Source organism: Arenibacter antarcticus (genome assembly GCF_041320605.1).
Taxonomy (GTDB): domain Bacteria; phylum Bacteroidota; class Bacteroidia; order Flavobacteriales; family Flavobacteriaceae; genus Arenibacter; species Arenibacter antarcticus.
The window spans coordinates 133,221-149,364 of the sequence record NZ_CP166679.1 but is presented as its reverse complement, the minus strand read 5'-3'; the positions used below and the strand labels follow the sequence as shown (position 1 = coordinate 149,364).

General features: G+C 38.6%; 11 protein-coding genes. 4 read left to right on the top strand and 7 right to left on the bottom strand.

The window, feature by feature from the left end:
• Positions 1 to 454 precede the first annotated feature (454 nt).
• A complete protein-coding gene (locus tag KCTC52924_RS00670) occupies positions 455 to 1,192 on the top strand; it encodes a beta-ketoacyl-ACP reductase (RefSeq protein ID WP_251808682.1) in 738 nt (245 codons plus the stop codon).
• A gap of 206 nt (positions 1,193 to 1,398) precedes the next feature.
• On the opposite strand, the gene KCTC52924_RS00665 is transcribed toward KCTC52924_RS00670, so the two are convergent.
• Positions 1,399 to 2,775, bottom strand: a complete 1,377-nt coding sequence (locus tag KCTC52924_RS00665; RefSeq protein WP_251808683.1) for a Gfo/Idh/MocA family protein — start codon at positions 2,773 to 2,775, stop codon at positions 1,399 to 1,401.
• A gap of 142 nt (positions 2,776 to 2,917) precedes the next feature.
• The gene (locus KCTC52924_RS00660; RefSeq protein ID WP_251808684.1) at positions 2,918 to 3,628 is read right to left on the bottom strand and encodes a DUF1003 domain-containing protein; all 711 of its coding nucleotides are present in this window, start codon (positions 3,626 to 3,628) and stop codon (positions 2,918 to 2,920) included.
• Positions 3,629 to 3,889: 261 nt separating this feature from the next.
• On the opposite strand from KCTC52924_RS00660, the gene KCTC52924_RS00655 reads away from it, so the two are divergent.
• Together KCTC52924_RS00655 and KCTC52924_RS00650 are read left to right on the top strand one after the other, a co-directional pair.
• A complete protein-coding gene (locus KCTC52924_RS00655; RefSeq protein WP_251808685.1) occupies positions 3,890 to 5,620 on the top strand; it encodes an APC family permease in 1,731 nt (576 codons plus the stop codon).
• A 269-nt stretch (positions 5,621 to 5,889) separates the two neighbouring features.
• The gene (locus KCTC52924_RS00650; protein WP_251808686.1) at positions 5,890 to 6,147 is read left to right on the top strand and encodes a heavy-metal-associated domain-containing protein; all 258 of its coding nucleotides are present in this window, start codon (positions 5,890 to 5,892) and stop codon (positions 6,145 to 6,147) included.
• Positions 6,148 to 6,360: 213 nt separating this feature from the next.
• Here KCTC52924_RS00650 and KCTC52924_RS00645 read toward each other — a convergent pair whose 3' ends face one another.
• Entirely contained in the window at positions 6,361 to 9,000 is a 2,640-nt protein-coding gene (locus KCTC52924_RS00645; RefSeq protein WP_251808687.1) for an MGH1-like glycoside hydrolase domain-containing protein, read from the bottom strand.
• A 412-nt stretch (positions 9,001 to 9,412) separates the two neighbouring features.
• Here KCTC52924_RS00645 and KCTC52924_RS00640 point away from each other — a divergent pair, with 412 nt between their 5' ends.
• The gene (locus KCTC52924_RS00640; RefSeq protein WP_251808688.1) at positions 9,413 to 10,759 is read left to right on the top strand and encodes a Gfo/Idh/MocA family protein; all 1,347 of its coding nucleotides are present in this window, start codon (positions 9,413 to 9,415) and stop codon (positions 10,757 to 10,759) included.
• Positions 10,760 to 10,979: 220 nt separating this feature from the next.
• On the opposite strand, the gene KCTC52924_RS00635 is transcribed toward KCTC52924_RS00640, so the two are convergent.
• From KCTC52924_RS00635 to KCTC52924_RS00620, 4 genes are all read right to left on the bottom strand, one after another.
• Entirely contained in the window at positions 10,980 to 13,190 is a 2,211-nt protein-coding gene (locus KCTC52924_RS00635; protein ID WP_251808689.1) for a M60 family metallopeptidase, read from the bottom strand.
• A 253-nt stretch (positions 13,191 to 13,443) separates the two neighbouring features.
• Entirely contained in the window at positions 13,444 to 13,881 is a 438-nt protein-coding gene (locus tag KCTC52924_RS00630; protein WP_251808690.1) for a hypothetical protein, read from the bottom strand.
• 56 nt (positions 13,882 to 13,937) lie between these two features.
• Complete coding sequence (locus KCTC52924_RS00625; RefSeq protein ID WP_251808691.1) at positions 13,938 to 14,390, bottom strand: DUF4488 domain-containing protein; 453 nt, start codon at positions 14,388 to 14,390, stop codon at positions 13,938 to 13,940.
• A 185-nt stretch (positions 14,391 to 14,575) separates the two neighbouring features.
• Positions 14,576 to 15,997: a DUF4998 domain-containing protein gene (locus tag KCTC52924_RS00620; RefSeq protein WP_251808692.1), complete on the bottom strand. Its 1,422-nt coding sequence runs from the start codon at positions 15,995 to 15,997 to the stop codon at positions 14,576 to 14,578.
• Between the last annotated feature and the right edge of the window lie 147 nt (positions 15,998 to 16,144).

Below are 16,144 nucleotides of genomic sequence, written 5' to 3'. Positions count from 1 at the left end.
TACTACTTCTCAATAAAATAACCTTGAGATTACTTTTGAATAGATAGAATTAGAAAAAGCAGTACTTTTTTATAAAACGATATCGGCTTGAATTTCTTTATGGAAGTTCAAGCCGTTTTGTTTTACTGCTCTGAGTCCGATACCAGGAAGGCGATGCTACATTCTCACCATTTTGGGTGTGACTCGGGCATATTCGTATTTACACCTAAAAGTTAGGCTTGCCTGTGAAGGGTTGCTTTCTATGCGCATCATGTTGGTGCAGGGAAATTAGATTTAGACATGCCTCGGTGAGACCATACCCCTGTTGGATAGGCACTTTTTTAGAATGAAAGGACTCCATTAGATTTAAGGGGATTTGAAGATTTTTATTTTATACAAAAGGGTATAGTTCATATTTTATTTTTCTTAAGCTCACTCAACAAATAAACAATAGATTTGAGGTAAAACTTAAAAGATGAATAGATTAAAGGGTAAAGTGGCCGTGATTACTGGAGGTGCAAATGGAATTGGGAAAGTAACGGTGAACAAATTTTTGGACGAAGGTGCCATAGTTTTCTGTTGGGATATCAACACCGAGGCAGGAAATAGGTTGTTGGAGGAAAATAAGGGCAGAAACTTAAAATTTAATAAAGTCGACACCATAAAAATCACCGAGGTAGAAAAGGCCGCTGCTCAAATTATGGAGGAATATGGTGCCATAGATATTCTAATCAATAATGCTGGGATTACTAGAGATGCTACCTTAATGAAAATGACCCAAGACCAATGGCAGTCTGTTTTGGATGTTAACCTTACTGGGGTATTTAATTGTACTCAGGTAATTTCTGGACATATGGTGGAAAAGGGAAGTGGAAAGATTGTTAACGCTTCTTCCGTTGTAGGACTGTACGGAAATTTTGGACAGAGCAATTATGTGGCAACAAAAGCGGGAGTTATTGGACTTACTAAGGAATGGGCTAGGGAATTGGGTAGAAAGGGGATCAATGTAAATGCCGTTGCCCCCGGATTTATTGCTACCGAAATGGTAGAGACCATTCCCAAAAAGCTAATTGCCGATCTAGAGGGCAAAACTCCGCTTGGGCGTTTGGGTAAACCTGAGGACATTGCCAATGCCTATGTTTTTTTATCGTCCGAAGAAGCCAGTTTTATTAATGGGACCACCCTAAGCGTGGATGGAGGACTGGTCATATAATTTTATAGGAAGTATAAAGTACTCGCAGCCTATGATCTGGATGCAGTTGCGATGAAATGAATGTAGTACCTAGAACTACTATAAGTGTTTAAATTACTTGGATAATAAGGTTAAGCTAGGTACCGTTTCCACCCAATAGGGGAACGCCCAGAATAAAACTATTATTAGAACGCGTGTTATGTGACCTTCTAGCAGAAAATATTCACTTATAAAAAATCCTTGGGATGCGGATGTTTCCAAGGTGCTCGGTACTCCCGTTGTAAAAGAGCGGTCGCTTCCTGATCGTTCACCACTATAATTTTATGGGGATCATAGATTAACGGGCGGCCGGTGGCCATGGAAAGGTTGGCCAAAATACAGCTGGCGGTAGAGATATGGCCTTCACGGATATCAGCAATGGGCAAGGTGTTTTGGTCTATAGCCGTCAAGAAATCCAACATATGCCCCCTAGTAGCAGGAGCCGCATTTAATTCTATGCCCTTTTCCGTAAGATCTTCAGGATATTTCTCCTTTTCGTAGACTACATCCATATGTATTTTTTTTCCTTCGCCATGGGGAATAAAATCGTACTTCATAGTACTGCCCATAAGGGTACCCTTCTCGCCATATAATTTAAAGGACCATGGATACTCTGGATCTGCAGGGGTGCCCCAGGATCGGTGCTGCCAAACGCAATTTAGTTCTTCAAACTCGAAGATAGCGGTTTGGGTATCGGCAATGTTAGATTTCCCCTCCTTTTGCACGTAGATACCGCCGGTAGAGCTTATTTGTTTTGGCCAATCCAACGCTAGCATCCAGCGCACGGTATCTAGCATATGTACACACATATCGCCCATAATACCATTTCCATATTCCATAAATGTGCGCCACCACCTTGTATGGGGAAGGCCGTCATAAGGTCTTAGAGGGGCTGGGCCGGTCCACATTTCATAATCCAAATACTCGGGGATAGATTGTATGGGAGGGTTGTCATTGGCTCTCATATGGTAATAGCAGCACATCTCTACATGGGACACTTTGCCCAAAAGGCCTGCATCTACTATGTTTTTCTTGGCGTCTATTAGGTGGGGCGTACTTTTTCGCTGGGTGCCCACCTGTACAATTTTATTGTATTTACGTGCTGCGGCAACCATGGCTTCACCTTCTACAATATCGGTACTTATAGGTTTTTGCACATAAACATGGGCGCCAGATTTCAGGGCTTCTATGGTCTGTAGGGCATGCCAATGGTCCGGAGTACCAATGATTACAATATCCAGATCTTTTTCCGCGAGCATGTTTCGGTAATCCCCATACATTCTTGGCGTTTTGCGCGATTGCTGCCTTTGACTGATTAGGGTAGCGGCTTCGGTGAGTAATTTTCGGTCTACATCGCAAATGGAAATTACCTCTACCTGGGTCACCTGCATCAATCTAAAAAGATCGCTCTTTCCATACCAGCCAGTTCCAATAAGACCAACACGCCACGGCTTTGCTCGGTGCATCAATTCAAAGCCATAGGCGCCAAAAGAAGAGAGCACCATGGCAGCTGTGGTCCCTTTTAAAAAATGTCTCCGATTAATGTTAAATATGTTTTGGTCCATACTATTGTGGTTTTAACTTCCTTGCAGTTGATTTAGAAGATGGTTATTTTTTAGTATTTAAATACGATTACCTAAAAGAAATGAAACGTTGGGTCTTTAGCTTTAAAGATACCGAAAAATTAAATTAAGCGGATAACAGCACTTATAGTTTCTGATGCCCTTTAATTTGAACCATAATATCATTCATCATTTCTATTTGAATTTGCTGGATGGTTAATAATTCTTCCTGTTGATGAATGATTAGGTGGTCTATTTTTTCATGAAGCACTCGGATCTCCAACTCCGATTTTAGGTTGATCATATAATCTTGTTTTGCCCGTTCCCTGTCTTTTTCCTCTTGTCTGTTTTGGCTCATCATAATAACCGGGGCCTGTAGGGCAGCTAAACAGGACAAGATTAAATTTAATAGGATAAAGGGGTAGGGGTCAAATCCCTTGTTGAATAAGAATATTATATTGATCAACATCCAAATAAATATGAAAATTCCGAAGAGGATAATAAATTTCCAACTCCCTCCAAAGGTGGCTACCTTATCGGCCAAACGTTGTCCATAGGAGTAATTTTCCCAATCATCCAATCCGTCCCTTTTGGTGGAAATGGTTTTTTCATTGTGGATGGTTTGTAGCACGTCTTCTTCTAAAGTGCTTAGTTCACCAACTTCTCGAACAAGGTATTCCGAGAGGTATTTTTGTCGGTATTGATTAAGTTCGGATACGGAAATACAACTTTTATAAGTTAGTTTAGGGTGCTCCTTTTGCATTAAAATAAAAATAGACTTTCTAATAGTCTTTGCGGGAATCAGCTCGCTGATGGGATATTCTTTTTCTGAAATTCCGCTTATAAATGTTTTCATAGGTAGCTATATATTGTTCTTTAACGGTCATACTTCGACTGCCTTCGGCAGGTAAACTCCAGTACAGGTAGGTAAACTTGCCTAACGACAGTTAGGTTCGCATACCTTCATTTGTATTTGCGACCAATTTTTGGTCATACTCATTTCGTGATCAGATGTTTTATACTTTAAATGTAATGCATTTTTAAGCTCTAATAACCTTTATGTCATTGATTTACCCGTACCTTTAAGTAGGAATTCTTTTCTGTAATCGGTTTGTAGATGAAGAAAAAACTCAATGAACTTGAAGCTACCGCAATTTGCGGCAATGATATAAGCTCTTCCTGTTTGTATGTTTCCGCTTTGGCCATTGTCTATGCAGGACAATATGCCTGGATATCCCTTTTGATGGTGGCAGGGGTTTTATTTCTATTTCGGAGGATTTATGGAGAAGTAGTAGGTGCGCTCCCATTAAATGGGGGAGCCTATAACGCCTTATTGAATACCACCAAAAAATCTACAGCCTCATTGGCCGCTTCGTTAACCGTGTTATCCTACATGGCCACCGCGGTCATATCTGCCAGCGAGGCGGTAAAATATGCCTATAGTATATGGGATGTTTTTCCAGTAGTCCCCGTAACTATAGGTCTCTTAGCAGTCTTTATGGGACTGGTTATTATAGGGATCAGTGAATCTTCAAAAGTAGCTGTAGTCATTTTTATTTTTCACCTCTTTTCATTAACCCTCTTATGTACTTTCTGTATCGTTTTTTTTGTGGAAAATGGATTAGACATCCTTCTGTTAAACTTTAGAAGCCCCATAAAAGGAAGTATTTTAAATGCGTTGTTTTTAGGATTTTCTGCAGCCATGCTTGGGATAAGCGGTTTTGAGAGTTCCGCTAACTATGTAGAGGAACAACAAGATGGGGTATTTCCTAAAACTTTGCGGAATATGTGGGTGGTAGTAACCGTTTTTAATCCGTTGATTGCTTTTTTGGCCTTGGCCATTGTCCCAATGACTGATATCAACTCCAATCAAGATGCATTGTTATCCTATTTAGGGGGTGTGTCGGGTGGCAATTGGCTATCGCTGCTTATTGGCATAGATGCGGCGCTGGTGTTAAGTGGCGCTGTGCTTACTTCTTTTGTAGGGGTAGGTGGATTGATGGAACGTATGGCGTTGGACCGTATTTTACCCAAATTTCTCTTGAAGAAGAATAAAAGGAAGAGTCCTTATATGATCCATATTATGTTCTTTTTGTTATGTATATCCATCTTATTGGTAACTAAAGGAAACCTCGCAAAATTGGCAGGGGTTTATACCATTGCCTTTTTGTCTGTTATGATCCTTTTCGGAATCGGAAATTTGATGCTAAAGATAAATCGTGCAAAATTACCACGTCCCGAAAGGGCTAGCTGGCTAGGACTTCTAGTGGCTATACTTGCAGTAATTGCAGCATTGCTTGGGAATATTATCTTAAACCCCTATTATTTGGCGATTTTTACGGAGTACCTGATCCCTACGCTAGTGGTAGTGTTCTTTATGTTATACCGGACCGCTATCTTTAAAATTATTTTAGTAGTCTTAACCTATATTTTCCCCGATAGGGGCCCCTTATTTAAAAAGCTGCACCAACATACCCAAAGGGTATTGACCTCGATAAGAAAACAACAATTTGTTTTTTTTACCAAAAATGACAATGTAGCCACCCTGAACAAGGTTATGCTTTATATTACCCAGAACGAACCTACCAGAAACTTGAAAATTGTTGCTGTATTGGATAAAAATGATACCATCCCTATCCGATTAAAGCAGGATATAGATGTATTAAATAGGGCCTATCCAGAGATCGATATTCAATTCATTGTGGAGGATGGGGTGTTTGGTCCCGCCAAAATAAAAGAGTTTTCCAAGCGATGGGACATTCCCACTAATTTTATGTTTATTGGTTCTCCTAGTAATAAGTTTCCCTATAAGATTCAGGAATTGGGAGAGGTTAGGATGATTGTTTGACCGAAGCCAATAACCTTTTCAAATTGTAGCCCTGCTCTGGCCCTTTGGATTAGGGTAAATACCTCCGCTTAATGGGCTATTACTGGTCTATCTGTGTTTATGGATAATTACTTCCGACTCCATTAGTGTAATTCTATAAAATACACGGTAAAAGGTATTTCCTAATTTTGTATATTTATATAGAGGTGGTCTATGAAGTTATTTTTCCATAAAGAAGGATGGTATAAACCACCCCAAGTCCAAACCAGTATTAATAAACCATATACAGTATGAGCTTTGTATCAGAAAATGTAATTCCTGGAAATCATGGTAAAATCTTTGGAACGGATGCCAAGGAGAAAAAGGATTTGGACATGATTAAACAGCAATTGATGAAGATAGAAGGCATAAAGGAAGTGCTCTTTAATGATGGTTTTCCAAAAGAATTTAGAGTCCACACCTCCAAAGTTGTGCAAATAAGCGATATTGAGCGCAAGGTAAGCGCCTTGGGTTTCCATGCCGTACGCAAGAGTTTCTTTTCTCTTTAATCTATTCAATTCTTACCGCCCCATATTTCTTAGGGCTCTGTTGGGCCTATCAAAAAATAACGATGAGCATTAACCATTAAAAATATTCATTAATGCACTCTTTCTTGGTGATGATATAGCGTTATTTATGGTTTACAGCAGTGCTTATAGGTCGTGTATATTAAAAATAACGCCACTTAAAAAGTTGGTTTTAAGTGGCGTGTACATCTAATATTAATCTATATCTTTTAATAAATTAGCAACCAAGGCAGTCCACCCTGTTTGGTGAGAGGCACCGGCTCCCCTGCCATTATTCCCATCAAAGTATTCATAAAAAAGGATCAATTCCTTAAAATGTGGGTCTTGGTACTTCTCTTGGTGTAATTTATGAATAGGACGATTGCCCTCAGAATCCTTTTCGAATATTTGGATCAACCGCTTTCCTATCTGGTCACTTATATCTCTTAAATTAAGGTTGTTATCGTTTCCTGTTGGGAAATTAAACTTAAGTTTATCGCCGAAATAACTATGATATTCCCGTAATGAATCTATAAATAAATAATTCATTGGCATCCAAATGGGCCCACGCCAATTAGAATTGCCTCCAAAGAGTCGTGTTGAAGATTCTGCAGGTTCGTAGTTAATACTATAATTGGTCCCTTTTATAGAGATGTTATACGGTTTTTCATGTACTTTGGACAAGGATCGTATACCGTATGGGGACAAAAATTCTTTCTCATTTAAAACACTGCTCATCAATATGTTTAATCGTGCTTTGGGCACTAGTGACAACAGCACATCTTCCCCTCTAGTGTACTCCTCCATTACTTGGTATTTGGAGTTTTCTATCCGGTGTTTTCGGAACCACTCCATACTTTTACAGAAGCGCGGAAGCTTTTCTAAATATTCTTTTTTAATATTCAATACCGCCGCTAAGGAGAGTAGTCCAGATATAGACCTTACCTTTATGTGGAACGATTCTCCAGTGGGTAATATTAGGTTGTCATAGAAAAATCCGTCGTTTTGGTCCCATGAGCCTTTATATCCTTCTTTTATAGTATTCAAGGCTTCTGCTATAAATACAAAGTGTCCAAAATATTTCATGGCCATATCTTCGAAGGACTTGTCTTCCAAGGATATTTCCAAGGCCATTTCCAACATATTAAGACAGTATAGTGCCATCCAAGATGTGCCGTCTACCTGTTCTAAGACACCACCTCCGGGCACCCCGTTGCTTCTGTCAAAAACTCCAATATTATCGAGGCCTAAAAACCCGCCCTCAAAAACATTTTTCTCATCCCTATCTACCCGGTTCACCCACCAGGTAAAGTTCAGGGCCAATTTGTTGAACATCCTTTTTAAAAATTCAACGTCGCCTTTTCCTGTCTTCTTTTTTTCAATTTGGAATACCTGTAGGGAGGCCCAAGCCTGTACCGGGGGGTTAACATCGCTAAAATTCCATTCGTATGCGGGAATTTGACCACTAGGGGACATATACCATTCCTTGGTAAATAAAAGCAATTGGTCTTTGGCAAAATTGGAATCTACCAGTGCAAGGGAAACACAGTGAAATGCAGTGTCCCAGGCTGCAAACCAAGGATATTCCCATTTGTCTGGCATGGCAAGTATATCGTGGATCCTAAGTGTTTTCCACTGGTTGTTCCTACCGTTTAATCGATTTGGGGATGGAGGAAATTCTTTAAAATCGCCCTGAAGCCATTTCTCTACCTCGTAATTGTAGTATTGTTTAGACCAAAGTAGTCCTGCTACGGCCTGTTTTTGGAGTTCCAAGGCTTCTTTGTCCGAATTTGGAAAAGTTGCTTCCAAAAACTCTTGAGATTCCGCTATCCTTTTGGCGAAAACCGAATCGAATTCATCGTCAAAAGGGGTTTCCAAGGTGCCGTTGGTAAGTCTTACTTTAATTGTTTTGGTTTCCCCTGCCTCCAACTGCATTTTATACATGGGCGAAAATTTGGTGCCCTCCTGTTTCTTTTTCGTTTTAGAAAAATCCCCATTGATTACCATATCGTGAAAAAGATCCTTTTTATAGGGGTGATCATTGGCCTGAACATAGATTTTTTCCATGTTGGTCTCGTTCTCGGTAAAGAGCAATTGGGAAGGCTCCTCAAAATACATATTGTATTTGCCAACGTAGATGTGGTCTATGGATACATAGGGAATTCCCTTGTGAAGTTGTTTTTTTATACTGGGTTTTTCAGGCATTCCAACAAAACTCCAAAAATTGCGTATCCATAAGGTGGGCAATAAATAGAGTGGGGCTGGTTTTGAACTTCTGTTACTGACAGTTATTTTTATCAGTATATCTTGGGTATCGGCCTTGGCGTATTCCGTAAAAACATCAAAATATTCGTTATTGTCAAAGATACCGGTATCCAAAATTTCGTATTCCAGATCTTGTTTCCCTCGTTTACCGTTTTCCTCTACCAATTCTTTGTAGGGAAATTCATTTTGTGGATACTTATAGAGGTGTTTCATATAGGAATGGGATGGCGTACTCTCTAAATAGTAGTAGAGTTCCTTTACATCTTCCCCATGGTTCCCCTGCGGACCTGTCAGTCCAAAAAGGCGTTCTTTAAGGATACTGTCCTTTCCATTCCATAGCGCCACTCCAAAGCAAATATTGCAATATCTGTCCGAAATTCCTGCAATACCATCCTCTCCCCATCGATAAGTTCTACTACGAGAGCTATCATGTGAAAAATAATTCCATGCATCTCCATTTGGACTATAGTCTTCCCTCACGGTGCCCCATTGACGCTCACTTAAATAAGGTCCCCATTTATGCCAATCTTTAGAATTGATCAGGTTTTCCTCTAAGCGTTTTTCTTCTTCAATAATCTTTTTCTTTGCCATCTATGTTTTCTCTCTATATAAAAAGGTATTCCCCTGTAATAGAAGCTTTCTAGGTCTCTAATTTCAGGAATCAAAGATACTATTAGTTTAACAATATAGAAACCTAAAATTTATGTGGCACTTGAATATGTCGGAAATTATCCACTGTGTTGGCTTGTATTTATTAGTTGGTATTCTCGGGTCTTACACAAAAATATCATTGCCTAGGGTATTGTATTTGATCATCTGTAAAGAAGTGAAATGCGTAAAAAGATCTGATTTCCAACAAGGGCTAATAGGGGGTGAATAAAATTTAAATGTAAATTGTACGTTTCCCAATTAATACCTACCTTAACTGCTTGTATTATGCCTTCATGGTCTTAGTAAAAATCATTCTGGGTATATTAGGTGTTAAATAAATAAACCTTAATAGATGAAAATTGATAATAATTCTAAAGAACCTACTGCTAACACGAAAAATAGCAGAAGGGATTTTTGTAAGAGTAGCGCTTTGGTTACAGGGGCTATGATCTTGCCTGCCATGCAAATGAACGCCATGGTAAATGGTGCCAACGATAAAATGTTGAAAATAGCCTTGGTGGGTTGCGGTGGTCGAGGTACTGGTGCTGTAATTCAGGCTTTAAATGCTGATCCAAACACGGAATTAGTAGCCATGGCAGATGCATTTGAAGATAGGTTAGAGGGAAGTTTAATGAACGTGAAAAAGGCATTTGACGGTACCAAAAGAGTAAATGTTCCCAAGAAAAATCAGTTTGTAGGCTTTGACGGAGCGGAAAAAGCAATGGCGCTGGCCGATGTGGTTATCTTGGCCACTCCTCCAGGATTTAGGCCTCAACATTTTGAATTTGCCGTAAATGCCGGGAAACACGTGTTTATGGAAAAACCGGTAGCAACAGATGCGCCCGGGGTACGCAAGGTATTGGCAGCAGCAAAAATAGCTAAGGACAAGAAGTTAAATGTAGTAGTAGGGCTGCAAAGGCATTACCAAGACAACTATTTGGCTGGACTTCAGCAAATAAAGGAAAATAAGATCGGAAAAATAGTTTCTGGACAGGTATATTGGAACAGTGGAGGTGTATGGGTTCGGGAGAGACAGCCTGGACAGTCCGAATTGGAATACCAGATGCGTAATTGGTACTATTTCAACTGGTTATGCGGGGACCATATTTTGGAACAACATATTCATAATATAGATGTGGCCAATTGGTTTATTGGAGAGTACCCAATTTCCGCCCAAGGGATGGGAGGTAGACAGGTCCGTACTGGAAAAGACCATGGGGAAATATTTGACCATCACTTTGTGGAATATACCTATCCTAGTGGTGCGGTAATTGCCAGTCAATGTCGTCATCATCCTGAAACAATGAGTAAGGTAGCCGAGATGTTCCAAGGTACTAAGGGTACTATTGAGACGTATGGCGACAATACTTTTGTTAAAGACTACGATGGAGGAGAAGTATTTACCCATAGGGGCAAGGACGATCCTAATCCATATCAGGTAGAACATGTAAAACTTTTTCAATCCATTAGAAACAATGGGGTAATTAGTGATGCGGAAAATGGTGCCAAGAGTACTATGAGCGCAATTATAGGTCGTATGGCCACCTACTCTGGGAAAATCATTAAACTGGAAGAGGCTATGGGGTCTAACATAGATTTGGCTCCGGATGATCTTACCTGGGATTCCCCAGCTCCAGTACAGCCAAATGCAGATGGAACCTATACTATTCCAACACCAGGAAAGACGGTTGTAATATAGTTTGGACTAATTTATAAATTAAAAATCCCAAGTAATCTTACTGTTTAAGAGGACTTGGGATTTTTTTGTTTAATCGCAGCATACTACTGTCCAAGCAGTACTATACTAGGGCCTGATAAAATAAAAAGCCGCTACGTATTTAATACGTAAAGGCTTTTCTAACTATCTCAAAAGGATAAATGGTTTAGTTCTTCAACTAATTAAATTTTTTACTTGATAGTTACTGTACTGAAATTTCTTTTCGTTCGCCATCATAGCCAACTGCAAATATTTTGTCGGTAGGGCTAAAAGAGGTAACGGTAAAGGCATCTCTAGGTGATATATGTATAACAGCACCCCCTCGCTCTTGTTGATAAACTGCAGCGTTATTTGTTCCAGAAATAGTAATCTTTTTATTAGATACATATGCTTTTCCAACACTAAGAGCTCCTTTGTTTTTAAAAATATGTAAATTTTGTTCATGTAAAAATTGCAATTTCATCTCAGGTTCTGGATAGCCTTTAGATTGGATATAGGATATGGCTTCATCTACCATAGACTGTGTTACGGTAATGGTTCCTTGACCATAATCATCTAGATCAGCATTTACTGCTTTAAGAAAGCCCCAAGCGGTAAAGAACGCTGTTAAATCTGTTTCTGCAATATCAGAACAAATTTTAGCAAACTCAACTTGTGCAGCCCCATGAGAAGATGGATTGTCGCTTACTCTAATTCTTTCATGTACGTCTTTATAAAAATCTTCGTTACCTAATACATTTGAAAAATATAGTTGTAATTGCCAAAATGGTACTAGTTTACAAAACACATCGCCATGCTCACCATGAGCAAGATTATCAGCTATAATTTCTGTAAAAGCCTTTTCATAACGATTGTTGTATGGATTAAGCTGCTCTGCATCAATTCTGGCATCATTTCCCCAGGTGGTCTGTACATAAAGGCTATAAATGTTATTGGAAACTTCGGTCATTCCCAACCATCTTAATCCAGGTCTTGTTTGATTTACATGCCCTACCTCATGTGCAGGTCCCCAAGGTGACGCTTTTAATGTACTGGGGTTACAAAGTGCTGGCATGGTTCCTTTATGATACTCAGTTCTATACGAAGTTGCATACATATACATATCCTGATGCGTATTGGTTCTAAAATACATACGCGTCTTATTGGCTCTATCGTATTTGTATAGGCCTAAAAAGTCTTGTTCTAAATCAACTATATCATCATAAAGACCAATGAGTTCTGTAATATCGGGAGTATGTTGACGAAGATCGTCCGTAGTAAATGTTAAGTGTGCAAATTCGCCTAACACATCAAAAAAGCTATACTCTGCATTCGTAATTAATTCTTTCCAATCATCATTTGTATGTTGGGCAATATCAAAATAACCGTTGATTTTACCTGTGGCAAAGTTGGCCTTTACTTCGTATTCATTTTCATCTTGATACATTAAATAAGCAAGTCCTTCCGTATCCACTTTAAAACGATTAACCCCAGGTTGCATTACATAATCTATACCGCCAAAGCCTTCATTATGGTTAACAACACGTAAGGATATTTCTCCTTCAAAGTCATCCATAAAAACTACCATTTCCGTACCCCGTCTAACGTAAATACCAGTAACATTATCATAAATACCATAGGTGCTTGTTTTGTTTGTGCTAGCAATAATTCCGGGATAAGGATAACTTTTAAAGTTGCCTATTCTGAATTTATCATAAACCTTATTGTAAATAGCAAGCGCCATGTTTTGAACAAATTTATTCTCAATCGCCATAATATCGTCTTTAGTGATGCCCGATTTTAACTCAGTACAAGCCTTGTCATTAAAAACGCTAAGACTAGCTTCTAAAGAAGTATTTCTTTTGTAAAACTCTATTTCAGCTAAGCTCACAAAGTCATTAACTCCTTTGGTAACTGATAATTTAATAGCTCCTGGGTTTTCAAAACCTTCAGGAAATGTTATGATCTTTGGTGTGTTTCCACTCTTAAATACAAAATCCTTAAATTTTTTGAATTCACTTTCTCCTTGAGCTTTAGTATAAACCGTTACCTCTAGGATTATTCCGTTATTACTATCACTTCTTGGGTAAAGCACAAAATAATCAATCTGTTTGTTCTTTTCTTCAAAATTATAGATCAGATCAACGGGGTATTTGGTTTGGTTTCCCCATCTACTGTGATAGATAGTTTTTTTATCTCCATCAAGTGTCTTTTCTATATCTGATCCATTTTGATGTTCGCTAGATGATGCTGTATTCGCAGATATCAAGTCATCTTTATCGATAGCACTTGCACTAGTGGGTGCATAATAATCAGGGTCTTTTAGAGAAGCAGAATTATCTGTTTCCGGTTCAACTATTGGGTCGCTCTTATCTGAGCAACCAATGGAAATAAGGAATACTGTTAGTAGTAAAAAGAATAGTTTGGTTTGCATTTTATTTTGGTTTTAAATTTGAAAAAATGTACATCCGTATTGTAGTGTAATGAGGTCGGTGTATGATTTGGAAGTTCATTGTAATGAAATCGCAGGGAAAGTTTGGTATTTTAGCACAGGAATTGCTCCCTTAAGAGGAAGCAACCACTTTAAAATTGCTAGAATTGTAGTTCCTTAAACTATGGATGCAATTGCTGTTACCCAGCAAGGCTCTAAACTGTGTGCGATGTTTTTTTGATTTACAAGGAATTATCTATCCCTTTATTGCTGTCTTAGGGGTTTCAACTTCTATTTCTAGTACACTTTCCTTTTTTAGCACCTTTCTACTCGTTTTAAATGCTATTCCGATAAATATTAGGATGATACCAAATATAAGGTAGTCCCATTCTCCCCCCACTCTAAGGTTAGGTAAATTTGAATTCCGTCTCATTTGGGAAAAGATTACACTGATAATATTAGCGATCACAAAACCGAATCCGCCTATGAAAAACAATTTATTCATGACGATTAAAAGTGTGGTGAAATCTTGCTTTTTAGGTTCAGTTGTTTTATTGATGAATTTGTCTCGCAAAAAATTCAAGATTGAAAGGAGGGTACAAAATAGGATGATAGTGAGTACTAATTTCACAAAAAGCACATCATATCCTTCTATAAAAGGCACATTCATGTTAAAGGATTGTTGTTTTTCCATGATAAATAATGGTTATAAAAATTTCAGGAAATGTTGGTTGTTTTAAATTTCTGTATTTATAATGACAATGGTAAGCGTGTCCACTTTTCATCTATCCAATCAATATCATTAGGACTCCATGACATCAATAATGTTTTACTGTTAATCAATTCAAATTTGATAGTACTGTTTTTTCCATTCAATTTAGGATTCATGGTATGTTCTATGATTTGCTCGGCCATAAGGTTTTCAGAAGTAATTTCATAAGTACCATATTGTGCGATTGTGGTGTCGTTTGTTGGATTTCCAGTTCCCCATGTTATAAAAGTATAATAGGTGCCATCTGCATTGAGTACCTTATAATTACCGGTTTGAACTTCCATTATTTTTCCGGTTTTGGGATTGGTTATACCAGTCTGTTTCCAGATCCCAACTAGGGTGTTGGAGACGGGAATGTGGGTTTCTTTTATCTGTGCCGTTAATGGTAGTGATAATGAAACAAGTAGAAATAAAGTAAATATGTTTTTCATTGATAATCGATTTTTATTTGAACTCCTATAATTAAGACTCAAGCTTCATGCCTAGATTTAGACAAGGTAAGCGCCCTATGGTAAAGTTTAGTTTCCATGGTTTTATATGGAGAACAGAATGTAATTTTTTATAAAAAAATGGGGAGAGACCTAAATCACTCCCCATTCTTAATAAATGGTATTAATTATTCTAAGCCATACACATTTACCTCACCCAAGTAGGCGAAATTGGTAGGGCCTTCCACTGCCACATATCTAAAATATCTGGCTGTTGGTGCAGATTTGATAGCAGATACCTGCCCATCATTAGTTTTGGAATCCACACTAAACTCCCCTAGATCTGTCCAAGTCTCTCCATCGGTACTTATTAAAAACTTAATTTTCGTTTGTCCGTTGCCGTTTCCTTGTCTTCTAAAGGTCTCAAAACTTGCAATCGTTTTTTCGGCTCCCATGTCCACAGAAAAATGATGTGGGAATGGTGGAGAGGCGCCTCCCCATTGTGTATGCCAAAATGTATTTACATCACCATCAATAGCTGCAGTAGCATAACCATTAACTAGGCCTTCGCCACCGGCTTCCTCTGATGAGAAATCAAATATTGTCCACGCACTCTTGTCCAAAAGCTGAGCTGGTATTGGGGTTACCGTAAAGTCTTTTGGTCCAAAGGAGTTTCCATAAGCATCGGCAACGCTAACGTTTATAATCTGTTCTCCCTCATCCATTCCAGATACAATGGCTTCCCCGTTAACATCTGAAGAGTTGATCGTTTGGGTTTTTATTACGCCATTAACCGTATATGTTATAGTATAAACTAAGACCGCACCATCTGGATTAGACCATTCCATCTCCAAACCACCTAGAACTGGGTTAAATACTACGCTATTAAGTACATTTCCAAAACTAGGCACTACCAGAGTTTCCCAGTCTGACTCAAATTCATCAATTGTAGATTCAATGCCTTCATTAGCTGCTGTAGGTACATAAAACGTGCGGTAGGCTATTGGGCTGTTAATAGAAACATTCTCTAAAAGCACATTATTTTCCTCCCTCACCACTGTAGTAATTATTTCTTCATTATCGGTGTTAGTATATTTCACCTCTGTTCCTCTTTGAAGCTCGGTGCCAAGCCCCATTAGGACCTCCATGTTTGAACCATCAAAAGAAAGGTGGTTAATTGTCCTTGCTTCTAAATTGGAGCGGTACCTTTCTCCGTAAGCAGTACCAAATGCTATGTTGGCTACGGAAAGATTACCATCTGCATCCCTACTAGTCACTTTAAATTCATAGCTATTTTCTTCTAATTCGGTAACTATAAGGGCTAGTGAGTCCGTGTCCTGAGTAGATTTGTTATAGGGAAAGATTTGTTGGCCCTCACCATCTTGCCATGTTACTACTATCTCATTAACGTTAAAGGCCCCTGTGATGTACCCTTTTATCTTTACTCGGTTTTTCCCTCCAAAAGTAGACAACGAATCTACCTTGTTAGTATATATAATTTCCCCGTCCTTGATATATTCTTCATGAACCTCGTTCATGTCCTGGCAAGATATAAATGCCCCGGAAACCAAAAGGAGAAACAATTTAAATGTATTATATATTGTTTTCATCTGTTTATATGTATTTGATTGTTTTACTCAGACCTGCCCGACTACGTCATTCAGGCGGGTGAAATTCGTCATGTTTATCATTTCTTAACAATACTTATTGGATCGAAATGATAAACTCTTATGACTCATTTCATTTTATTTTTCCTA

What these genes read in the sequence shown, in the direction of transcription:
- KCTC52924_RS00670 (WP_251808682.1), top strand. Translation starts at nt 455, where the DNA reads ATGAATAGATTAAAGGGTAAAGTGGCCGTGATTACTGGAGGTGCAAAT.
- KCTC52924_RS00665 (WP_251808683.1), bottom strand. Translation starts at nt 2,775, where the DNA reads ATGGACCAAAACATATTTAACATTAATCGGAGACATTTTTTAAAAGGG.
- KCTC52924_RS00660 (WP_251808684.1), bottom strand. Translation starts at nt 3,628, where the DNA reads ATGAAAACATTTATAAGCGGAATTTCAGAAAAAGAATATCCCATCAGC.
- KCTC52924_RS00655 (WP_251808685.1), top strand. Translation starts at nt 3,890, where the DNA reads ATGAAGAAAAAACTCAATGAACTTGAAGCTACCGCAATTTGCGGCAAT.
- KCTC52924_RS00650 (WP_251808686.1), top strand. Translation starts at nt 5,890, where the DNA reads ATGAGCTTTGTATCAGAAAATGTAATTCCTGGAAATCATGGTAAAATC.
- KCTC52924_RS00645 (WP_251808687.1), bottom strand. Translation starts at nt 9,000, where the DNA reads ATGGCAAAGAAAAAGATTATTGAAGAAGAAAAACGCTTAGAGGAAAAC.
- KCTC52924_RS00640 (WP_251808688.1), top strand. Translation starts at nt 9,413, where the DNA reads ATGAAAATTGATAATAATTCTAAAGAACCTACTGCTAACACGAAAAAT.
- KCTC52924_RS00635 (WP_251808689.1), bottom strand. Translation starts at nt 13,190, where the DNA reads ATGCAAACCAAACTATTCTTTTTACTACTAACAGTATTCCTTATTTCC.
- KCTC52924_RS00630 (WP_251808690.1), bottom strand. Translation starts at nt 13,881, where the DNA reads ATGGAAAAACAACAATCCTTTAACATGAATGTGCCTTTTATAGAAGGA.
- KCTC52924_RS00625 (WP_251808691.1), bottom strand. Translation starts at nt 14,390, where the DNA reads ATGAAAAACATATTTACTTTATTTCTACTTGTTTCATTATCACTACCA.
- KCTC52924_RS00620 (WP_251808692.1), bottom strand. Translation starts at nt 15,997, where the DNA reads ATGAAAACAATATATAATACATTTAAATTGTTTCTCCTTTTGGTTTCC.